The 21,739-nt window shown below is 36.0% G+C and carries 19 protein-coding genes; 9 read left to right on the top strand and 10 right to left on the bottom strand.

Translation table 11 applies throughout. The features are described from left to right. Window positions 1-29: 29 nt before the first annotated feature. Genes ABS916_RS04090 through nrdI form a run of 3 tightly spaced genes read right to left on the bottom strand, consistent with a single transcriptional unit; the run spans window position 30 to window position 3,688 of the window. Window positions 30-989, bottom strand: a complete 960-nt coding sequence (locus ABS916_RS04090) for a ribonucleotide-diphosphate reductase subunit beta (protein ID WP_350450708.1) — start codon at window positions 987-989, stop codon at window positions 30-32. A gap of 13 nt (window positions 990-1,002) precedes the next feature. After that, a complete protein-coding gene (gene nrdE, locus ABS916_RS04085; protein WP_350450707.1) occupies window positions 1,003-3,201 on the bottom strand; it encodes a class 1b ribonucleoside-diphosphate reductase subunit alpha in 2,199 nt (732 codons plus the stop codon). A 22-nt stretch (window positions 3,202-3,223) separates the two neighbouring features. Next, window positions 3,224-3,688 (bottom strand): class Ib ribonucleoside-diphosphate reductase assembly flavoprotein NrdI, encoded by a 465-nt coding sequence (nrdI, locus tag ABS916_RS04080; protein ID WP_350450706.1) that lies wholly within the window; start codon window positions 3,686-3,688, stop codon window positions 3,224-3,226. Between the two features lie 301 nt (window positions 3,689-3,989). Here nrdI and mgrA point away from each other — a divergent pair, with 301 nt between their 5' ends. Continuing rightward, window positions 3,990-4,979, top strand: coding sequence for an L-glyceraldehyde 3-phosphate reductase (mgrA, locus tag ABS916_RS04075; protein WP_350450705.1), 990 nt, complete (start codon window positions 3,990-3,992; stop codon window positions 4,977-4,979). Window positions 4,980-5,811: 832 nt separating this feature from the next. After that, window positions 5,812-7,605 carry a purple acid phosphatase family protein gene (locus ABS916_RS04070; RefSeq protein ID WP_350450704.1) on the top strand — a complete coding sequence of 598 codons (1,794 nt, stop codon included), beginning with the start codon at window positions 5,812-5,814 and terminating at the stop codon, window positions 7,603-7,605. Between the two features lie 95 nt (window positions 7,606-7,700). On the opposite strand, the gene ABS916_RS04065 is transcribed toward ABS916_RS04070, so the two are convergent. From ABS916_RS04065 to bsh, 4 genes are all read right to left on the bottom strand, one after another. Next, window positions 7,701-8,945 carry an MFS transporter gene (locus ABS916_RS04065; RefSeq protein WP_350450703.1) on the bottom strand — a complete coding sequence of 415 codons (1,245 nt, stop codon included), beginning with the start codon at window positions 8,943-8,945 and terminating at the stop codon, window positions 7,701-7,703. A gap of 264 nt (window positions 8,946-9,209) precedes the next feature. Next, window positions 9,210-10,226, bottom strand: coding sequence for a N(5)-(carboxyethyl)ornithine synthase (locus tag ABS916_RS04060; protein ID WP_350450702.1), 1,017 nt, complete (start codon window positions 10,224-10,226; stop codon window positions 9,210-9,212). A gap of 217 nt (window positions 10,227-10,443) precedes the next feature. Beyond that, a complete protein-coding gene (locus ABS916_RS04055) occupies window positions 10,444-11,907 on the bottom strand; it encodes a PTS transporter subunit EIIC (RefSeq protein WP_350450701.1) in 1,464 nt (487 codons plus the stop codon). 152 nt (window positions 11,908-12,059) lie between these two features. Then, complete coding sequence (gene bsh, locus ABS916_RS04050; protein ID WP_350450700.1) at window positions 12,060-13,034, bottom strand: choloylglycine hydrolase; 975 nt, start codon at window positions 13,032-13,034, stop codon at window positions 12,060-12,062. A 699-nt stretch (window positions 13,035-13,733) separates the two neighbouring features. Between bsh and ABS916_RS04045 the strand changes: the two genes are divergently transcribed. The 3 genes from ABS916_RS04045 (at window position 13,734) to ABS916_RS04035 (ending at window position 15,873) form a co-directional block, all read left to right on the top strand. Further along, the gene (locus ABS916_RS04045) at window positions 13,734-14,366 is read left to right on the top strand and encodes a TetR/AcrR family transcriptional regulator (protein ID WP_350450699.1); all 633 of its coding nucleotides are present in this window, start codon (window positions 13,734-13,736) and stop codon (window positions 14,364-14,366) included. A 93-nt stretch (window positions 14,367-14,459) separates the two neighbouring features. Then, window positions 14,460-15,170: an ABC transporter ATP-binding protein gene (locus ABS916_RS04040; protein ID WP_350450698.1), complete on the top strand. Its 711-nt coding sequence runs from the start codon at window positions 14,460-14,462 to the stop codon at window positions 15,168-15,170. Between the two features lies 1 nt (window position 15,171). Continuing rightward, window positions 15,172-15,873, top strand: a complete 702-nt coding sequence (locus ABS916_RS04035) for a hypothetical protein (RefSeq protein ID WP_350450697.1) — start codon at window positions 15,172-15,174, stop codon at window positions 15,871-15,873. A gap of 42 nt (window positions 15,874-15,915) precedes the next feature. Here the strand turns inward: ABS916_RS04035 and ABS916_RS04030 are convergent, their stop codons facing one another. The 3 genes from ABS916_RS04030 to ABS916_RS04020 form a co-directional block, all read right to left on the bottom strand. Further along, entirely contained in the window at window positions 15,916-16,362 is a 447-nt protein-coding gene (locus ABS916_RS04030) for a HEAT repeat domain-containing protein (RefSeq protein WP_350450696.1), read from the bottom strand. Window positions 16,363-16,689: 327 nt separating this feature from the next. Beyond that, window positions 16,690-18,081 carry a M24 family metallopeptidase gene (locus tag ABS916_RS04025; protein ID WP_502880582.1) on the bottom strand — a complete coding sequence of 464 codons (1,392 nt, stop codon included), beginning with the start codon at window positions 18,079-18,081 and terminating at the stop codon, window positions 16,690-16,692. Then, complete coding sequence (locus tag ABS916_RS04020; protein ID WP_350450694.1) at window positions 18,065-18,850, bottom strand: DeoR/GlpR family DNA-binding transcription regulator; 786 nt, start codon at window positions 18,848-18,850, stop codon at window positions 18,065-18,067. Before ABS916_RS04020 ends, ABS916_RS04025 begins: the two co-directional genes overlap by 17 nt. A gap of 358 nt (window positions 18,851-19,208) precedes the next feature. On the opposite strand from ABS916_RS04020, the gene ABS916_RS04015 reads away from it, so the two are divergent. Genes ABS916_RS04015 through ABS916_RS04000 form a run of 4 tightly spaced genes read left to right on the top strand, consistent with a single transcriptional unit; the run spans window position 19,209 to window position 21,722 of the window. Beyond that, entirely contained in the window at window positions 19,209-19,514 is a 306-nt protein-coding gene (locus ABS916_RS04015) for a rhodanese-like domain-containing protein (RefSeq protein ID WP_350450693.1), read from the top strand. Further along, window positions 19,514-21,166, top strand: coding sequence for an FAD-dependent oxidoreductase (locus tag ABS916_RS04010; RefSeq protein WP_350450692.1), 1,653 nt, complete (start codon window positions 19,514-19,516; stop codon window positions 21,164-21,166). Before ABS916_RS04015 ends, ABS916_RS04010 begins: the two co-directional genes overlap by 1 nt. Further along, window positions 21,166-21,462, top strand: coding sequence for a rhodanese-like domain-containing protein (locus ABS916_RS04005; protein ID WP_350450691.1), 297 nt, complete (start codon window positions 21,166-21,168; stop codon window positions 21,460-21,462). Before ABS916_RS04010 ends, ABS916_RS04005 begins: the two co-directional genes overlap by 1 nt. Then, entirely contained in the window at window positions 21,462-21,722 is a 261-nt protein-coding gene (locus ABS916_RS04000) for a metal-sensitive transcriptional regulator (protein ID WP_350450690.1), read from the top strand. The genes ABS916_RS04005 and ABS916_RS04000 overlap by 1 nt, the downstream gene beginning before the upstream one ends. Window positions 21,723-21,739: the final 17 nt, after the last annotated feature.

Here is a 21,739-nt window from a genome sequence, read left to right as displayed (position 1 = left end):
TCCTTAAAATGAAATTCCGGATTTATTTGTTAAAAGTCATAGTCTTCTTCATTCATGGTATCTTCTTTATCAAATTGGAAGCTGATACCTGATTGTCTACCGACTTCATGATGAGTTACTTTAGTTAAAATAACGTTGATGGAATCAATATGGGAATTACTTGCACCTGTTTCAGGGTACAAAGGGTCGAATCCCAAACTTATAAGTGCTTTATTAGCCTGTTGATGAACAAAATCTTTAGCCTCCTCAAGCCAATCGGTTTTATAGTAAATTTGTTCTATAGAATTTAATTCATTGTTTACTAGATCAACAAACAAATCAAAAGTCCAATCTCTCAATTCTGTTTGTTCTTGTTGAGTTAATTCAGAAAAACCTGATTGGAATTTGTGACTAATATAGAAGCAGTGTAAAGATTCATTCGTGAGAACTAACTTAATCATTTCAGCAACGCTAGTGAATCTTTTCTGTGTCCAATACAGCAACGGAGTAAAGAATCCACTATAGGTTAGGACTCCTTCCAAGAGTAAGTTTGCAACTCGCTTTTGGAGTGGAGTTCCTGTCTTGTAGACTTCCAGAATTCGATCTAATCTGTATTGAAGTTCTCTATTGTTATCTGCCCAAGTTAAGAGATCATCAACTTCTTTTGGTTCGTTAAATCCTATTAGGATTGTGTTATACGCTTTAGCATGAACAGATTCAATAAATTGAATATTATTATAAATGGCAGCTTCTTGCTGAGTGTGTTTTCCTTCATTGATTACTAGGTAACCTTTTTCTGATTGAAATGTAGCTGCTGAAGCTAGTCCAGCCAACGACTTCATGAATGCTTCTCTTTCATTTTCTGGAAGAGCTTCCCATTGCGATTTTTCATTTGTAACAGGGATTCGAGTATCTAACCAAAATAATGACGTTAATTTCTCCCAAGTTGAATGATCTAAAAGATCTTCGATTTCGTTCCAGTTGATTGCTTTGTAATGTAAGTAAGACATAATTTCCCTCCTATTAAATCATGCAGGATTCACAAGTATTGGCCATTGTAAATTCATCATCTTCGGTATACGTTCTAATATAGTAAAGTGACTTTATTCCTTTGGTCCAAGCGTAATTTCTCAGACGATTCAAGTCTCTAGTTGTCAGTTTTAAAGAATCTCTTGTTTTCCATTCGTATAAACCTTCAGGAAGAGTTGAGCGCATAAATAAAGTTAAGCTCATACCTTGATCAATATGTTTTTGAGCAGCGGCATAAATATCAATAATTTTACGCTGATCATAGTCATAAGCTGATTTGTAATAGGAAAGAGTTTCATTTGAAAGGAAAGGTGCTGGATAAAAAATCGAGCCTACTTTTTTCTCTTGGCGATTCTCAATAAGTTGAGTAATCGGATGTAGGGAGGCGCTCGTTTCATTTACATATGAAATAGAACCATTGGGCGCAACGGCTAAACGGTTACGGTGATACAAACCGTGCTTAGAAATTTTTTCTTTTAGGTCTTTCCAATCTGCAACTGTTGGCAATTGGACGTTAGTAAAGATGTCCTTTACTTTTTCATTTGCTATTGTGAATTCACTTTCTAGGTAGGGTTTGAAGTATGCGCCATCAGCATATTTGGATTTCTCAAATCCGAAAAAAGTTTCTCCTCGTTCTTGAGCTATTTCGTTACTTGCTGCCAAAGAATGATAATTTAAAGCTAAGAAATAAGCTTCAGTGAATTCAATCGATTCTTCTGAACCATATTCAATCTGTTGCAAGGCTAAAGCGGTATGCAATCCCATAGCACCTAAACCAATTGTGTGGTACATAGAGTTGCCTTTGCTAACAGTAGGTACTTCTAGCACATTGCTTGAATCTGTGACAGTTGTTAACGCACGAACTGCCAAATGAACGGATTTAGCAAAATTAGGAGATTGCAGCATATTCATCATATTGCTCGAACCCAAGTTACAACTAATATCTGTGCCTGTTTGTTCATAAGATAAGTCAGCATTGAGTGTAGAAGGTTCTTGCGGTTGGAGAATCTCTGAACATAAGTTACTCATAATAATTTTTCCGTCAACAGGATTTGTGTTATTGGCTGTATCAATATTTAAAATATACGGATAGCCGGATTCTTGTTGCAAACGCGAAATCTCTTGCTCCAATTCACGAGCATTGATTTGAGTTTTTTTGATGTTCAAATTCGCAACCATATTGTCATATTCAGCAGACAAGTCTATGTATGAGAACGGAATACCATATTCTTTTTCTACACTGTAGGGGCTAAATAGATACATCGGTTTATTTGTTTTTATTAATTCATAATACTTATCAGGAACGACTAACCCTAAAGAGAGTGTTTTAACTCGTATTTTCTCATCTGCATTTTCTTTCTTAGTTGACAAAAAGCCTAAGATATCTGGATGGAAAACATTCAAATAGACTACGCCTGCGCCATTACGTTGCCCAAGTTGGTTACTATAACTAAATGCATCTTCTAGCAGCTTCATTACTGGAAGGACACCAGAAGAAGCATTGGCGATATCTTTAATTGGATCGCCAGCTGATCGGATATTTGATAGGTTAACTCCAACTCCACCACCAATTCGAGAAAGTTGCAAAGCAGAGTTTACTCCTCGGCCAATAGAAAGCATTGAATCAGCAACATCAATTAAGAAACAAGAAATCATTTCCCCGCGTTTCTTTTTCCCGGCATTTAGAAAAGTAGGAGTAGCTGGTTGATAGCGTTGAGAGATAAGTTCCTCAGCAAGTTGGACAGCTAATGTTCTGTCCCCATTGCCTAGGTATAAAGCATTAAAAGCAATACGATCTTCAAATTGTTCTAAGTATTTCGAATGATCATTTGTTTTTAATGCATACTGTGAGTAGAATTTATAAGCACCCATAAAACTTTTGAACTTAAAGTTAGCAGCATAAATTTGTTTGAATATTTTTTTAATAAATGCAAAATCATAGTCATTACTTTCACCCTGCTTATAAAGGTTTAAGACGTCTAAGTCAATGTAATTGTTATCCACCAAGAATGCCAATTTTTCTTCTAATGAAGGAAATGTTAAGGTATTGGGAATGATTTCTTCTTTAAAGTAAGCTTTTAATGCTTCCTGATCCTTTTGTAAAGGAATTTCACCATTGACTGGAATATTAACCAAGTTATTAAGGTAAAAGTAAGTTTTAGCACTTTTGATAGTAGTTGTTTGATTTGGCAAAGTTATTCACTCCTAAGTTTTTCTAAAGTTCGTTAAGAAACTCTTCTTGGTGATTAATGATTAAGTTGGCAATTCGTTTTACATCTGACTGCGTCCCACGTAATTCAAAGACATCGATTAATGGAAACCCAAATCTTTCTTTATATTGTTTAGCACTTAGGCAGAATTGATTATTGAAATTCCGATTCCCACTTCCAATAATTCCGTAACAGAGTTTAAAGTTATCGTTAGATGCTATAAAATCTCCTAGTCTAGTGGTTAATACTTCCTTATCTCCTGTATGGATTCCATTTCCACCATTTAAATAAGTCGGCAAGAAACTGACAAAGGGTTCATCCACTGGAAAAGTTTCTCCTTTTAGATCTTTAATATTCAGCGATTTTACAACTATGTCCTTAGTTGCTTCTATGTATTCGCTTAAACACTCAACAAAGTATTTCGTATTGCCGTTTAAACTGATGTAAATAATGTTTATTTTATTTGCCATTAAAAGTCTCCTTCTGGTTATTATATTTTGTTCTGTATTTCACATACATGAAATCTACATGTTGTGCTTACGAAAATATGATAACACAATATGTAGTGATTAAGGAAGTTTTTTATGGAAAAAGATAAACCCTATGTTGTAGTTGATCTAATGTCAATGTAGAGCTTGACAGAAGTGGGAATTTAAAATAAAGGTCCTGAATCAAATTATATTGGAAACTCTTACAATAGATTGTTTCCTTTGTTTGAAAGCGCTATAATGGGAAGTGGAAGAAATATACCAAAAAAACTGGAGTGGTTGAATGTATCAAGCAGCAGAAAATCGTTATGATAATATGATTTACAATCGTGTGGGGAATAGTGGATTAAAATTGCCAGCATTATCTTTAGGAATGTGGCATAATTTCGGTGATGTAGACTTATTCGAAAACAGTCGTAAAATGGTTCATCGTGCATTTGATTTAGGAATTACACATTTTGACTTGGCCAATAACTACGGCCCTCCAGCGGGTAGTGCCGAAGAAAATTTTGGGCGTATTTTAAAGAAAGATTTGCTTCCTTACCGTGATGAATTGATTATTTCAAGCAAGGCCGGCTATGATATGTGGCCAGGCCCGTACGGTGAATTTGGTTCTAAAAAATATTTGACTGCTAGTATTGACCAAAGTTTGAAGCGCCTTGGATTAGATTATGTTGATATTTTTTACTCTCATCGTCCAGATCCGGATACACCTTTTGAAGAAACAGCACATGCATTGGACTTAATGGTTCGCCAAGGCAAAGCTTTGTATATTGGAATCTCTAATTACTCAGCCGAACAAACAGCTGAAATTTCAAAAATATTTAAAGAATTAAAAACGCCTTTCATTATTCATCAACCTTCTTACAGTATGTATAACCGTTGGATAGAAGATGGTCTACAAGATGTTTTACAAGAAAACCAATTAGGAACTATTGCGTTTAGTCCCTTAGCGCAAGGTATGTTGACAGACCGTTACCTGAATGGTATTCCAAAAGATTCGAGAGCTGGTCGGACAACAAGTCAATTCTTGAATGAAGAAAAAGTAAATGCTACCATAGAGCAATCAAGAGCAATAAATGAAATTGCGAAACGCCGAGGCCAAACATTAGCTGAAATGGCTGTTTCGTGGATTTTAAGGGATGGAAAAGTCACAAGTGTATTGATTGGAGCCAGCAAGGTAAGCCAAATTGAGGATAATGTCAAAGCATTAGATAACCTTGATTTTTCTTCTTCAGAATTAGCCGAAATTGAAAAGATTTTAAAACGTTAGACAATTGTGCTTTTTTTGCTAATTACCATCTAAGAAAGATATTCTATTCAGTATCTGATCCTAGTAGGTAAAATGGGAAAAGTTGCGCAATATTTAGTTCCTTTAAATACTAAAGGCTTAAGAAAATAACCTAATACTAAAAAAGGATTGCACTTTATAAGGGCAGTTCTTTTTTTTGATATCGGTGTTATTGCCAGAATAGAAGGTAATGATCTCAAACTTACAAGAGATCAATCAATACTTCTAGTGAATGTGGTAGTCTAAAATCAGTTGAAATAAATCATCAATCATGACTTTTTGGCTGTGGCTAAAAGGATCCAATCAGATGGGATTGAATTCGGTGGAAAAGGTTGAGTGCATATGAAGGATGGAATGGCACTCATGTGGTACATAAGAACAGAGTATGATAAGACCCAACTCATAGGGTACGCAAGAACAAATATGGACTATATGTGGGGGATAAGACTCAGCACACGGTACGCAAATTATTCTTGATGACAGTAAGGTTGAAAATCTCTAACCATACAGTAGATAAAAAATAGTGCAGACTATATGGATATAAATACTAAAGGTGATGAGAAGTTAACTCAAAAAGAAATAGTAAAGGAGTAATTTCTTGATGGATTTTACAACTCATACTAAAGAGCAAGTACTTTTTTGTATGAGTTTAATAAAATTAAGAAGATTTTATTTTTATAGTTACTGTAAGATGCCATTTTTACTAGAATTTTACTTAATATTGACCAACAATAAATATTCGTCCTATAGAGTAGGAGTATAGGTTTTAACTGATGGAAGCCTATAAATCTATTTTTATTTGGGAGGAAAAGAATTGTATTTAAAAAGAAAGATAAAAAGGTTTTCTGTTCCAAGTATCGCTGTGGTAGCATTATTAGCACCTTTTATATTAGCTGGATGCCAATCCAATGCTGCATCTAGTACGGTTGATTCTTCTTCAGCGTCTAGTTCTTCAAGCAACGAGGTAGAGTTACTTGAAAGTAAGCCAGAGGTAGCTGAAGTTGAAGCAAATAATACACCCAACAGGATCATTACCACTTTGAATGGGGATACCCAAACACAAATGGGATTCAATTGGTATACGACTGATAAATTTGATGATGCAAAAGTATGGGTAAGTACTTCAGAAGATTTAAGCGACCCATTAGTCTTTGAGCCTGAAGTAGCTGAAGTTACGAATCAGTATGCAGAAAGAACAGAAGAAGGCTATTACATCTATGCAGATTTAGAAAAAGATGATGAAGGAGACCCAGTGGAAGGGGAAGATGGCGAACCGATTATCAATGGTTACTACACAGATGAGAACGTCAGTGGACCAGAATGGACCAGCGGAGACGCAGTCGGATCATTGGATTTGGTCGATGCGACAGAATATTCCTACAAAGCTTTAGCAACTGATTTAGAAGCTAGCACTACATATTACTACCAAGTGGGCAGTGAGTCTGGTGAAAAGAGTGAAATTGGAACCTTCAACACTTCAGGCGAATCAGGAGATGAGTTTACGTTTGTTCAATACACGGACACTCAAAATGCTTATTGGAATGAGCATGTATTCAATGAAGCAGCATATGGTGCAGATACGATCAAACAAGCTTTGGAAGTGGCAGATGCTGACTTCGTGCTACATACGGGTGACGTAGTCGAAACAGCTGAAGTAGAAGATGAATGGGTAGATATCTTTTCGCAATCCGAAGAATCCTGGCTACAACAACCTTTAGTAGTAGCGTCTGGAAACCACGATGAATATGCCCTGAATTATGGTGATTCGCAATTGACAGAGAAGTTTAATGAACATATTAATGTTCCTGTGACAGATGAAAAAGTTGATGGTGGATCGTACTACTCGCTGGATTACAATGGGGTACATGTAGTCGTCGCAAACACAAACGACAATAAAGAATCCGAAGACAACCCTGAAGGAAAAGCGATTGGTACAGAACAATTAGCTTGGATTGAAGAAGACATCAAACAAGCTCGTGAAAACGGTGCTAAATGGGTCGTTTTAACCTACCACAAGCCGTTGTATTCAAAATCTTATCACTCTCTTCAAGATGAAGATGTCCAAAAAGTAAGAGAAGAATTTATGCAGATGATTGATGAATTAGATGTAGATCTTGCTTTGCAAGGCCATGACCATGTTATCTCTAGAACAAAATCGTTAAATTTTACGCCAACGGAAGAAAATTTCTCTAATGCAACAATTGACCAAGCAGAAGTTGTTCTTGGCGAAGATAATGTCGAATACTACAAAAATCCTTCTGGGACAGTATTTGTCTTGCCAAATACTGGTGGAACGAAAGCCTACGATGATCTCTACGGCAAGTCATTGGAACATGTTCATGAAGTGAGACCTGATCTGAGCTGGATGACACAAGAAAATTTAGATTACTACAACAATCTCTTTGCTTTCGGTGGACAACCGCAAAAAGATGGCGTATTTGCCAATTCACATTCCAACAATCGTGATTCCACTGTGCAAAACTTTGCTGTTTACAATGTAGATGGAAATGAACTGACAGTAGAGATCTACCAAATTTTTGGTGAATTGGTAGAAGGTGAAGAACGTGCAGTTGAAAAAGTACATGAATTTGGAATTGTTAAAGAGTGAGAGAGCTGTATAAAAAAAGTGAATAAAGAAAAAAACTCGACGAGATAATCGTCGAGTTTTTTTGCTACTAGTCCGTAATATAAGATACATGTATCTTATACGTGTTTTTGAGAAGTTCGATATGCAGCAACCCATGATAAACCAACTAATGCTGAGGCAATAGCTAAAAAGATCCAGGAAACAGTATACGTGCCAGTGAAGTCAGCAATCGATGCAGCCACTAAAGAGCCTACTGTCATCCCTAATTGAACACCACTTTGTACATAACCATATGCCTTTGGAAAATCATCCGCTGAATAGATGGCAGAAGTAATTAAAGGAGGGGAAACAGTCCCTATCGCATTACCTAAACCAAACAAAATCGCCATGATAATCGCAAGAACGAAATTTCCAGCAAAAATCATTACAAGATAAGTTAGAACCAAAAGTACACTAGCATAAATCGTACTTGCGACGGTACCATAACGGTCATTGATATTTCCTAAAATGATTTTTCCTGCAATCCCAACTGCGGAATATATGGAAATAATAAGCGCACCTTGAGTAGCGCCGTGTAAGCTATTTAATACGGGAGGAAATTGACCTAAACCGCCATTATTAACGAGTCCTACTAAGACAGCTCCAAGCATTAATAGAATAAAGAAAGGTGTAATACCAGTTTTTGTTCCAGTTGCTTGTTTGCGTTTTGCTTGAGTTTGTTCTTTGTCGCCTTTGTTGCTAACGTTAAGTTCTTCTGTACCATATGCTTTTAAGTTCATCAACTCTGGTCTCGGTTTAAAAACAAACAAAACAATGGGTAAAGTAACAACCAACATAATGACACCATATATCAGATAAGTTTGACGCCAGCCAACATTATTGATTAGCGGAGTTAAGATTTGGCTGAAAATAACGCCTCCGATACCTAAACCAGATAGCGAAAGACTCAAAGCCAAACCGCGTTTTTTAACAAACCAATTATTCATCAGCATACTGACAGGAATAATGGTTGTCGTTGTATATCCAAACCCTACGAGTAAAGATAAGAGATAAAAAACATAAATATTTGGTGCAAATCCAAAGCCCATATAAGCCAAGGCGTAAACAATAACGGCAATAGAATAAATTAATCTGAAATTTCCGGTTGCTAATTTTTTAGAAATAATCGGAGATAGAAAGATTCCAACACCTAGTACAAGTGAATTACTGATCGCGAATTGACTATTGCTAATGCCAAACTCTTCTGTAACAGGTAATTGGAAAAGGTTTGCTACCGCTACAGAAGCTGGCCCCATTACTGCTAATACGATAGCTGCACCTAAAACGATCCACCATCCATAAAATACTTTACTCTTCTTCATTTTTTTTGTTCTCCTTTCAAAAGTCCTCTTCTATCATTACATATAAAAAGTAAGGAAGTCAATTTTTTTTGAAAACTATTATGAAAACGTGTTTTATGTACGTTTATGTTACTGCTTTCATTATATAAGTAAGCGATTAAGTGAAAAATGAGCTGATGTGAATTCAGAAATAGAAGGAATTCGCATCAGTTCACTGATTGTTTATCTTCATAGATTAGTTTTAAGAAGTAGAACGTTCTTGAAGAATATTTTCAATTAAAGCATTTAAGCAGGATTTCTTTCATCAGAATCGATAAATTGAAGAGACGTTGTTCTATTTTGGAATTGATTGATGCGTTCATCTATAATATGGCCTCGTTCAATGATCAGAGCATCTTCTAAGATTACGTTAGGACGACCTTCAACTAAGTCATCGATATACTTATAGGTTTCTTTTGAGATTGCACGTGAAGTAGAACGATAAAAAATAGTTGGTGTATGATCGACTGCGTAGTGTATAACGTCATTGATTTCGTAAATTGGTTTTTCCAAAGTAGTAGGTACAGTCGTTTCTACAGCGCCATTTTCGTCACAACTGACATCAATAATCAATGTTCCTGGTTTAAATCTTTTTAAATCTGTTTGATAAATCAAATGATCTTTACGTGAAGTATCCCATAAGATAGCATTGACGATTACATCAAACTCGGTCATTTCTTTTTGGAAGAGCTTTTCTTGATTACGATTATAGACTCTAACGTCTGCACCCAATCCGATTAAAGTTCGTTGCGCGCCGCGTGCTGTATTTCCACGTCCTAAAATAGCAACTTTCGTATCGTATGGCATAACCCCGTTTAATTGATAAGCGTGCATAACAGCAGCTTCCCCAGCTAATTCATTATTGCGCCAATAAGAATGGCGATTGTCTTCATACATATCTTCCCATGCGTAAGCAGAAAGTTCATTATCTACTAATATATCGGTCACTTCTTTGCTTTGTACAGCATGAACCCATCCGAATAGTGTTTGTCCTGGACGTAGGCTTTTTATAAAAGTAGCGTCTCCAATTTTAGGATCACAGATAATATCTTGTTCCAAAGCAATATTTCTTGGAACAACTTGACAACCTAATGCAGCATATTCAGTATCAGAGATATTTAAATCACTTCCATAGCCTTCCTCAAAAAATAAAGCTTCTCTGTGATTTATCCGTGTAATGTCTTTAGGCAATAGGGCGATTCGTTTCTCACCAGGTTTGTGACTGTTGACAAATCCAATCGTTTTTAATTTTTTGTGGTGCATGTTCGTAACCTCCTAATTGATTATGTGCAGAATAACTGGACATATCACCTTATTATCGCATTAATTGCAATCGGTTACAAATTTTGTAGATATAAGGAGTTGAAAAATGACTAAAATTTTGAATGATTTGACACGCTAGGTTTAGTTTTTAGTTAAATAAAATTCTACAAAAAAATCTTCAGAACCGCAAGTTAAACGGTTCTGAAGATTTATTGGGTCAAGCGATAGTTTGTTTTGCTGGATTTTTAGGTTTAGCCCGCTTTTCTTGCATAACCATAGAATCGTTATATCCCCAAAAATACGTAAGAGCAAATGCTATAAACAATGTAACAGCAGTTACAAGAACGGCATACCAAAAGTTTGCTGTGATTCCATTTGCAGGATCAATGAAAGAAGGCAATCCGATAACGGATCCAATAATACTCCACATATTGACTTGGAATAAACCTGTCAGAAATCCACCCACTGCACTCGCAATGCTGGCACACACAAATGGTCTGCGGAAACGCAAGTTGATTCCATAAATTGCTGGCTCAGTAATGCCACAAAAAGCTGAAACTGCTCCCGCGTAACCCAGCTCCTTTAAGTCGAGTTTCTTCGATTTTACGGCTACCGCTAGTGCTGCTCCTCCTTGCGCAACAATGGTCATACTTACCATAGCTGACAGGTAACTGTATCCTAATGTCGCAAAGTCGTTGACATAGATAGGAATAATTCCCCAATGTAAGCCGAAAATAACTAATATTTGGTAAAAACCATTAATAACAGCTCCAAAAATAGGGGCGTTTAGGCTTAGTAAAGCTTGTAGGCCATTTGCTAAACCAAACGAGAGCCAAGTAATAATGGGTCCTGTAATCAAGAAAGTTATTGAGGCTACGATTCCAATGATGAGAATGGGAACCAAAAGAGCTTGAATAAACATTGGAATCCAGCTTTTTAGCCAACCTTCTAATTTTTTTACCAACCAAGCAGCTAGTATCATAGGAAAAATAGAGTACGTATACGCAACATAAGGGAAATTAAAAGTTCCAATAGATAAGATGTTCATACCACTATTAGCAGCTTCAAGAACGGTGGGGTGAATGATGATTCCACCAATAACAGCCGTTAAAAGAGGATTTCCACCTAAACGCTTGGCAGCATTAAAACCGATAAGAATAGGTAGAAAGTAAAAGACGGCATCGGCCATTGCGCTAATGATTAAATAAGCATTTCCAGTATCAGATACTAGATTTGAGGCAGTCAATACAGCTAAGAGACTCTTTATGATTCCTGAAGCAGCAAGCAAATTGATGATGGGCATCACTGAACCGGTAATAATCCCAATCAGTTGATTTCCACTATGTTTAATTTTTTCAAAAGAGGTAAGATTTTCAGAAGGAGGAGCTGCAGTTTCTGTTTGTTGTGATTGATTATCAGAGATATCTAGCTGAGAAACAACTTCTTTATAAATGTCTTCAACAGCTGTACCGACGACTATTTGGTATTGGCCACCAGCGTTTACTACACCTAAGACGCCTTTTAAACGAGTTAGCTCTTCCTCGTTTGCTTTAGTATCATCTTTCAAATAAAAGCGGAGACGCGTCACACAATGGATGACGTTTGTGATGTTTTCTTCACCCCCAACTAATTGAATGATAGTAGCTGCTAAAGTATGGTATTCCTCTTTTCTATTGTTCATGATTGATGGTCCCTTCTCCTCAAATGGTATTTAAGAGTATCATCCCATAATCACGCTGATTCTGTCATTTAAAACGCTTTTTTAGACAAAAAAACCTTGAATGAATTAAGATAGTTCTTAATTCATTCAAGGTTTACAGATTAACTGACTACTTAATTAGTGTAGTTGATAGCTTGATCTTTTTCTAATTCGTAAACAAATAGATCAGAACTGTCTAAAGGCAAATCTTTCATAGACACGGCACATATTTGGCTGTTCTCATACGTTTTATAGTAATAAGTTTGCGTTTCAGTGCTTACACAAGAAGAATATTGAGTGATTTCATAAATTCCTTCTGGCGCCATAGCACCACCTCTTGGTTGTGCTACAAAATCTAAAATATGGAAAAATTGAGAAACATTCGCATTTTCTGTTTTATCTGCAACAGAATTTAAACAAGCATATGCTGCACGAACAAATCTTGATGAAGAAGACAGATCTCCAGGAAGACCAATGGCTCCCATTCCTCGACTGTAGACATCTAAATCAACCTTAGAACTTAAGCGGTTTTCTGGGATATTTGACGTAAGGTTTAAGTAATTGCTCATATTGTATTTATGATAGGGGAAAGAAGGGTTATTAGCTAGTACGCCAAATTGATTGACATATACTTGTAATCCTTCAGCTGTTGATTCGACAACAATTGAACTGTCTTTATCTGATATCAACCAATGTAATGGCGATAATTGTAGTTTTTCGCTAAAAGAAATATTAATCAGATTAATATCTTTTAATAATGCTTTAGCTTCTTGGACAGTGGCACATTTGCCTAATAAGTAAGGGATGAATTCAAAAGGGGTAATATTTTTTTTGTCTTTTTGCTCGTCATGATAGACTGCAAAACCATCAAAGTTTAATCCGCCCATTCCAAGACCTTTTTCATTAACTGCATCAAAATATAAAGGGTAATTATCTACTACCATAGCCATACCAATCAACGAATAGTGTGAAGTGAGCTCTTCTTCTTTGCGTAGCTTAAACGTGTAGTCTCTTGGTGTAACAACGACTTTGTTATTTAAAGCATACTCCAGATCAAGATTTCTTCCAAAATAGAACGTGTCATTCGTGTAAGATAAACCTGTGCACATAAACTATTCCTCCTAAATTTTTTAATACATGATTATAGTATAACTACTTATTTTTACTACAAAGATTTAACGGTTCAAGTAGAAATGGTATTCTTCTTAAGAAATAACATTTATTTAAATAGAATTAAGCCTTTGAGTTCATTAAAAAAATGAGTTTTTACAATTATATACATCGAAAATTAGGGTATGAGAAAGTATAATACGACTTGGTTGATAGTAAGGAAACTTAATTGGAAGGAAACTGTCTATTAGAAAATGACTAAAGCTAATAGTGGGGGGGAAAGAGAAGGTGCCAAGCGACTAACAATTGGAAGTGCAATGTCAATAATCATTAAAAACATTGTACCTAGAGTAATAAAGTTTAGTCTAGACAGTATTTCTAAAATCAACAAAAGAATTTCTCAAATTAAAAGTAGTCGTTTTTTATTGGCAAAACCTCCTTACTCTGATACGGAGAGTTTATAATTGTAACAAAAAAAAGTCAATTCGTTTGATTGTAGTTTAGATACCATTTCACTTAAATAGATTAAGTAAGCGTATAATTAAGGTATAAATTACTAAGTTGAAAAGCACTGAAAAAGACAATAGTTAGGATTTTTTTAAAAATATGTTATACAATAATTAATTATTGTTGACATAAATACCAGTGGTATGTATTATGTGGATACATACCACTGGTATTTATGTGAGGTGAGATAGTTGGCAAGAAACAAGTACCCTGAAGAAACGAAGAAGAAAATACTGGATGTAGCAGAAAAATTATTTCTAGAAAAAGGCTATGATGGAACGTCTATTCAAGACATTGTTGATGGTCTAGGGAATATGACCAAAGGGGTTATCTACCACCACTTTAAATCAAAATTCGCTATTCTAGAAACGCTGATGGATGAAGCAGATGAACAAGCTGTCCCTGATAATTTGCATGGAGACACTGGATTAGAAAAATTGCAAAATGTCTTAAAAGATACGTTTAATGCTTATCGAAGACAATCAATCGGTTATTCTGCTGCAGTTGCGTTGAGAAGTCCAAGAATATTGGGCGAACAATATTTGCAAGTCTTCAATGATCTTGTCCCAGAAATGAAAAAAATAGTTGATGAAGGAGTCGCTGATGGATCCATTCAAACGGATTATCCAGAAGAGATTTCAGAATTGCTGATGCTAACGTTTAATTTATGGATAGGATTTCAACTTAGTGTTTTATCAGAAGAAGAACTGCGCCGTAAAATTTTATTCATCCAAAAGATGTTTAATGGAGTAGGTGTTCCTTTATTAACAGATGAAATCGTTCAAGAAAGTTTCAAACTATTTTCTATTTTAAAAAAAGAATAGCTGATAAAAAGCTATTTTTTTATAGATATACATACCAGTGGTATCTATTGATTGCTATTAAATTTGAAAACAATTAAGAAAGGAAGATTAAAAATGACAACTAGTGTTGAAGTCTTAAGTATAGAGAAGAATTATGGAAGAAAAGAAGTGTTGAAAAATTTCAGTTTAACTGTTGAAAAAGGAGAAGTCTATGTTTTACTAGGAAAAAATGGCGCAGGGAAATCGACCTTATTTAAAATTTTGACAGGTTTATCTAAAGCAACCAATGGAGAAATTGCTATTTTAAATGAGAGTAAAGATTTGGAAAAAGTAAAAACAAAAATTGGTTCAAATATCAATGAGCCGGTTTTCTACGAACATTTATCTGCAGATGAAAATTTAAAAATTCACTGTGAATATATGGGAGTCTCTAATAACCGAATTAGTGATTGGCTTAAGATGGTAGGTTTAACAATTGACAATGATCGTCCTGTTAAAGAATATTCGTTAGGGATGCGCCAAAGATTGGTGTTAGCAAGATGCTTAGTTCATAATCCAGAGTTGCTGATTATTGATGAACCATTAAATGGTCTCGATCCTAGAGGAATAAAACAATTCCGTGAACTGATTGAAGAGATTTCATTGTTAGGCAAAACGATTATTATGTCGAGTCATATTTTAACTGAAGTAGAATCTGTTGCTACACGAATCGGAGTAATTTATGATGGTCAACTTGTTTTAAATGAAAGAAAACAAGATTTAGTAGCTAAATATCAAGATGGCTTAGAAAATTTCTTAATCAACAAAATGGAAGGAGTAGAGTAAAATGAAACTTATTCAATTAGAAATGAAAAAAATCGCACTAACCCCTTATCTGCTTGCTAGCATTTTGATACCATTAGTTACATTAGCAATGATCAACTTATTAGCTTATGCTCCGCAGATTGATCCAAGTATTTTGGTAACAGATCCGGAAATGGGGACCTATAAATTTTTGTATATCCTATCATTTATTATTAATGTAGCGGGTTTTTCATGTTTAGGTACGGCAATGCTAGGAAAAGTTGTGATGGAATCTTATAATGACAATTACCTTTACTTGACGTTAAGTTACCCTGTAGCTAGAAAGAAAATATTACGGGCAAAAATTATTTTCTGTGAACTGTTTTGTGGGATTGGCGTTTTTATCGGTATTTTATTAACCAACAGTTTGTTTTTTGTATCAGAGTCTGTTTTTTCTGTAGTAAATGATTCTCTCTCTTTCGCTACAATTATGGGCCAGCTCCCTCTTATGATCGTTGCTGTTATTTTAGTTACGAGTATTAGTTTAATTTCTTTAGCTATCGGATGGTGGAGAAATTCGTTAGCTTTAGCCATCGTTTCAGCTGTAGTCTTTTGTAGCATCCCGAGTAATTTAGTGACAGTTGGCGGGGTTCAAGTAGTCTTAGCTATTACAGTAATTTTGTTAGTAGCAAGTATGCTAGTAATCCTACTCATTACAAAAAAAGTATCACGATTGGAAGCATAAAAAAAAGGAACTCCTAAAAGGGTTCCTTTTTTGTTTCAAAATCTATCTTAAATTCGCATATGAAGCTGTAATCCACAAATCAAAGTTATCTTGTTCTTCGTATTGCATAACGTCATACATTTCTGGACTAACGACTTGGAATTGTTTTTTGAAAGTATCCAAATCAATTTCTTCCATTTGTGTATCACGTTTAACACGACTAAAAACTTTTGCAAAGTCTTTGCTGCTGTATCTTATATCTTTTCTTTTCAGTTCTAAAGGTAAGCCTTTTTTCGTGATACCCATCGCTTGTGCAGCATTAAAAGCTGCTTCTTTTACTGCAAAAACACGGTCATTTGATGCAAGTTTTGTTAAGATATATCTTGATTTTTGACAGTCATAGTTTGCTAATTCAGTAACGGCTTCGAGTCTAATTTTCCAATTGTCTTTTGTATTTGCTTTAGTTTTTAATTCTTCAATATTAGCTGGTTCTGCTTGAATAGTAGTCATAGTTTTGTTGCCTCTTTCTGTTTCGTGTCTTAAAGTCCATACTATAGCGTTTGATAGGCTTTTACAAGGTTATTTCGACAAAACCAGTGATTTCTTCTTGATAAACGGATAATTATTATTTTAGTAGGTAATACTTTGTCGATATCAATTCCTAGGTTGAAATTTCACATGACCAGTGCAACCATTCAAAGTATGGAATTAACCATTATCACACGTTTAGTTGTAACCCTAGTGGTCTGTAAATTTTTCAGCTGCTATTGAACAGTATTTTGTTTTTCAATGAGACATAGAAAGACAGAACAACAAAGATTGTTGGGAGGTTCGTGTTTATGCTTCTTTCGTATAAGCTAATGTCTTATTTAATAAGAACGGCGTGTAAAATGCAACGGTATCACTTAAAGGTAAAACGTCATCCGATAAGTCTATTTGGATCACATTTTTGATGTAATTTCTTCTTTCTTCGATTCGTTTCCACACATCAGGATACTGGTGTTTTAATTCGTCTTGTAATGCTTTGTCAGCAATGGCTACTGGTTCTTCACAACTTGCTCCTGAGTAGCCAGGAACACTCGGAATGATATCTACTTGGAACAGTTGACCGCTCTTCACAACAGCTGTAGAACCTTTAAAGAATGGTGATGACATCCATTCATCGTCTCCTGTGTAGTGTCCTGGATTCAAGGTCCAGCCGTAAACGTCAGCAGGGAAGACTTCCTCTATCTTGTCATAAAAGGCATCTCCAACCGTTCCTACACTAATAGTTTCCAACCAAGTAGCGTATGCAGTAAAGTAGGGGATACCTACTTTTTCTAAATAGTCTGTTTGGTTTTCTGGCAGCTCCTTTTTAGAGGCTGCTACAAAGCCAGCACGGCTACTTAGCCCACCTTTATACCCTACTGTCATAGAATAATTATCGCCTAATAAGGCTTCGTTGTCTCTTGGATAAAGAGTAGCATTGGTAAATCGTTTGCCCGCCGCACTAATCGTCGTCACAGTATTCGGTTGGCCATCTTGAGCGAGTAAAGCACCAATTTCTTTTTCGGTTTTGCCAACTTCTACAGCTTGGATTGCCGCGAACATACCTTTTCCAGCTAGAGTTGCTCCATATTCAAAATGAGCGATCTCGTTGGCGTTATGAGTCGTACGCAATCCGCCTTCTGGAGAGATGAGAGCTGAAGCAAAGTTTTTTAATTGCTTACGGTCTGCAACATAATTGATTAAACTGTCTACGATATAAAAAGGCAAATCGAATAATCCACTATTGTCGTATTGACTAGATGTAAATAATTTCCATCCAATAACACCGATTGTAGCATCAGGAGAAATCTGGCTTTCTTTAAAATAATCTGCTAGTTTTTTTTCTCCATTCATTGGTTGATTCGGTAGAGAGAAATACGGTACATGAATCGCTTGCGCAGGGATACGGGAGTGTGCAGCTAATTTCAAGTTTTCGTTTCCTAGTAACAAATAGCTGTCTCCATTGCCGTGCATCACTAAACAAGCTTCTTCAAAACGAGGAATAAATCCTGTGAAATATTCGAAATTTGCGCCATGCTCACGGTCTGCATAAATAATTGCAGTATCGATAGACTGCTGTTTCATTGTTGCTAAAAAATTTTCCTTTCGAGCGGTCATTGTTTTGTCTGTTAAATAAATCGATTTAAGATTTCTGTGGATAGTTGGTAAAGTTACTTTATTTAAATTAATAATCATGTTTATTCTCCTCATCTTTAATAGAAATAATAGTCGTCAATGATTTTAATTCTTTAAAATTTGTTTGCTGGCTGTCTAAATCAGTCACGATCATATCAACCTCTTCGATATCCCCGATTTTATAAAGGTAAGAGAGACCAAATTTTTTATGATCTGCCACCAGAATAGTTTTCTTCGACTGATTTATGACGGCTCTTTTTGTAAAAGCATCCTCCTCATTGGGTAGAGTAATTCCAGAATCGGCACTGATTCCTTCCGCTCCTATAAAAGCCACATCAAAGTTGAAATTTCTGATGAAATCAGCTGTTTCCAATCCTAAAAATCCTTTAGATAATTCACGGTACTTTCCAGGGACACAGTGCAAATCGATACCTTCATATTTAGATAAAGAATTCAGCACTAATAGGGAGTTCGTATAAAATTTGCAACCTTCGATATTGAAAATCTCTCTTGCCACAGCTAAAGCAGTAGTTCCGGTCTCGATAAAAACAGCACTCCCAGGCTTAACTAAATTTCTGCAAAAATTAGCAATGCGTTTTTTCTCTTGAACACTGACTTCTTCTTTAATCGAAATAGGATTTTCTAAAGTGTTTTCATCTCGATAAACAGCTCCGCCATGAACGAGTTGGATACCTCTCCATGTGGAAATCTCTTTAAGATCGCGATTGATGGTCATCATAGAGACATCTAATTTAACAGCGAGTTCATTTGAAGTTGCTTCTCCGTTAACTTTCAGCAAATCAAAAATCATCTCTTGTCTTTTTAATTGATTCAATAAAACACCTCCAAATGTTTTCTTCTTAGGTCTATCATAACATTATTTAAATTGAAATCAACTTAAAATAACTTTTTTATTGATATATGTTATCTAATGTTAATTTGTAAATGTTATATAAAAATCGGATTATCAGCTTTACAAATTATACCCACAGGGGTATAATCATGAATACGCACGGGGGTATAAAAAGGGTATATTCTTACCTATTATTAAATTTTATCAAAAAGGTTCCCACCGTTACTGCCACCGAGTTGCTGTTAGTATCCTTCCTATTCTCACTATGCTGTTGAAGGAAAAGAAAGGCCAATCAAAAGAGAACATGTAAAAAAAGAAAGCTAACTAAGGAGGAAAAAGAATGTTGTTTAAGAAGATACCTACTATTGCTACACATGAATTAGAGAGTAAATTGGCAGAAAAACCACAAATCATTGACGTACGAGAATCCCATGAATTTCAAAACGGGCATATTCCAGGAGCAAAAAATGTTCCTTTAGGAAAAATAATGCATTATACCCCAAGCGGTAAAACGTATGTTGTCTGTCAATCTGGAATGCGCAGTAAAAAAGCAACTAAAGTATTATTAAAACGAGGATATGATGTTGTTAATGTTCGCGGCGGGATGATGTCATGGACAGGCGCTAAAAGAGGAGGAAAAAAATAGTGAAAATTGTGATCATTGGGGGTGTAGCGGGAGGAATGTCTGCTGCTACACGGTTAAGACGCTTGAATGAAAATGCAGAAATCATTGTGTTGGAAAAAGGACCTTATGTGTCATTTGCAAATTGCGGTCTGCCTTATTATGTTGCTGGTGAAATTAAAGAGCGTACTGATTTATTGGTGCAAACGCCTGAGGCTTTACAAGCGCGATTCAGTTTAGATGTACGTCCGAATAGTGAAGCTGTTTTTATTGATGCTGCAAAAAAAGAAGTGATCGTGCAAACACGAGAAGAGGAATACATCTTAACTTATGACAAACTGATTTTATCTCCAGGAGCAAAACCATTTGTTCCTCCTACAATAGGGTTAGCCGAAGCGGAAAATGTATTTACATTGCGTTCGGTTCCTGATGTAGATGCTATTTCAGCATTTATAGAGAAAGAACAGCCTAAAAAAGCAATAGTGATCGGTGCTGGATTTATTGGTTTAGAAATGGCTGAGAGTCTAGTCCATCGCGGACTGGATGTGACAATTGTAGAAAAAGCTCCACATGTATTGCCGCCTTTGGATGAAGAGATGGCAGCTTATGTCAGTAAAGAATTAACGGCAAATAGTGTGAAGTTGTATACCGGGCTGGCGGCTGACTCATTTGAAGAAAAAGGAAAAGTCATTGTCCTGGAAAATGGGAAACGCTTGGAAAGTGACCTCACATTACTGTCTGTAGGTGTTAACCCGGAGACTTCATTGGCACAAACTGCTTCTATTAAAACAGGAGTACGGGGTGGTATACTGGTCAACGAGCAGTATGAAACCAGTCAAAAAGATATTTATGCTGTTGGAGACGCAATCGTTGTCAAACAACAAATCAATGGGAAAGATACGATGATTGCTTTAGCTTCACCGGCCAATCGTCAAGGCAGACAAGTAGCGGATGTCATCAGCGGATTAAATCGTAAAAATAAAGGCAGCATTGGGACAGCTATTGTGCGTGTCTTCAATTTGGCTGCAGCATCAACAGGGCTTAGCGAAAAACAATTGCAACAAGCAAACGAAACCTATCAAGTGGTTCATATCCAAGGAAAAAGCCATGCAGGATACTATCCAAATGCAAAAACGATTGTATTGAAATTGTTATTCCATCCGACAACTGGAAAAATTTACGGAGCACAAGCAGTCGGAGGAGATGGTGTCGACAAACGCATTGATATTATTGCTACAGCCATTAAAGCAGAGATGACAGTAGAAGACTTGCCGGAGTTGGAATTCACGTATGCTCCACCCTTTGGCTCGGCAAAAGATCCCGTCAATATGGCTGGATATGCTGCTTTGAATCTTATGGAAGGACTGAGTGACTCTGTTCAATGGTATGAATTAGAAGACAAACAAAAAGAAGATCACGTGTTGTTAGACGTTCGAAATGCCGATGAATTGACAAGCAATGGTCATTTAAAAGGAGCAGTGAACATTCCTCTGGATAGTTTAAGAGAAAGATTATCTGAAGTTCCTAAAGACCAACCGATCATTGTGAGCTGCCACAGCGGATTGCGCAGTTATATCGCTGAGCGTATATTAAAAGAAAATGAGTATGAAGTTAAAAATTTGGATGGAGCATTTGCTCTTTATTCAACAGTCAGACCAGAAAAGGTGGAAAAATAATGTATCATTCGATATCAATGCCAGAGTTTGAACAAAAATGGAAAAAAGGAAAACTTCCTTTAGTCGACGTGAGAGAAGACAATGAATGGGAAGAGGGACATTTAGAAGGAGCGATTCATGTTCCTTTAAGCGCTCTATCATCTGTTAAGCAAAAATTAGATAAAAATGAAGAGTATTATGTTATGTGTCACTCAGGAGCTCGTTCTTCAATGGCGTGCCAAGAACTGGCTAAGGAAGGATACAAAGTAACAAATGTCATGGGCGGAATTTCTGCTTGGAGAGGAGAAGTTATCTAATGGAATACAATGCAAAGATAGTAAACCGGTTGAAACGTTCCGATGGTCAATTGCATGGAGTGTTGAATATGATTGATGAAGGAAAAGAATGTGCAGATATCGTGACACAATTATCAGCGGTTCGTTCCAGTCTCGATCGTGCAATTAGTTTAATTGTGGCTGAAAACTTAGTGGAATGTGTTCAAAAAAATATCAAAGATGGCAGCACTGGAGAAGAAAGTATTCAACAAGCAATTAATTTGTTAATGAAAAGTAGGTAATGAGGAATTTTATTAGG

Origin of the sequence: Carnobacterium sp., from assembly GCF_040274945.1 — a bacterium.
Taxonomy (GTDB): Bacteria; Bacillota; Bacilli; order Lactobacillales; family Carnobacteriaceae; genus Carnobacterium_B.
Note: the sequence above shows the minus strand (reverse complement) of the source record. Positions and strands in the feature narration are given on the sequence as shown.

Bases quoted from the DNA above. Each gene is read 5' to 3' on its own strand.
- ABS916_RS04090 (WP_350450708.1), bottom strand. From the start codon at position 989: ATGTCTTACTTACATTACAAAGCAATCAACTGGAACGAAATCGAAGAT.
- nrdI (WP_350450706.1), bottom strand. From the start codon at position 3,688: ATGGCAAATAAAATAAACATTATTTACATCAGTTTAAACGGCAATACG.
- mgrA (WP_350450705.1), top strand. From the start codon at position 3,990: ATGTATCAAGCAGCAGAAAATCGTTATGATAATATGATTTACAATCGT.
- ABS916_RS04065 (WP_350450703.1), bottom strand. From the start codon at position 8,945: ATGAAGAAGAGTAAAGTATTTTATGGATGGTGGATCGTTTTAGGTGCA.
- ABS916_RS04060 (WP_350450702.1), bottom strand. From the start codon at position 10,226: ATGCACCACAAAAAATTAAAAACGATTGGATTTGTCAACAGTCACAAA.
- ABS916_RS04055 (WP_350450701.1), bottom strand. From the start codon at position 11,907: ATGAACAATAGAAAAGAGGAATACCATACTTTAGCAGCTACTATCATT.
- bsh (WP_350450700.1), bottom strand. From the start codon at position 13,034: ATGTGCACAGGTTTATCTTACACGAATGACACGTTCTATTTTGGAAGA.
- ABS916_RS04040 (WP_350450698.1), top strand. From the start codon at position 14,460: ATGACAACTAGTGTTGAAGTCTTAAGTATAGAGAAGAATTATGGAAGA.
- ABS916_RS04035 (WP_350450697.1), top strand. From the start codon at position 15,172: ATGAAACTTATTCAATTAGAAATGAAAAAAATCGCACTAACCCCTTAT.
- ABS916_RS04030 (WP_350450696.1), bottom strand. From the start codon at position 16,362: ATGACTACTATTCAAGCAGAACCAGCTAATATTGAAGAATTAAAAACT.
- ABS916_RS04015 (WP_350450693.1), top strand. From the start codon at position 19,209: ATGTTGTTTAAGAAGATACCTACTATTGCTACACATGAATTAGAGAGT.
- ABS916_RS04005 (WP_350450691.1), top strand. From the start codon at position 21,166: ATGTATCATTCGATATCAATGCCAGAGTTTGAACAAAAATGGAAAAAA.
- ABS916_RS04000 (WP_350450690.1), top strand. From the start codon at position 21,462: ATGGAATACAATGCAAAGATAGTAAACCGGTTGAAACGTTCCGATGGT.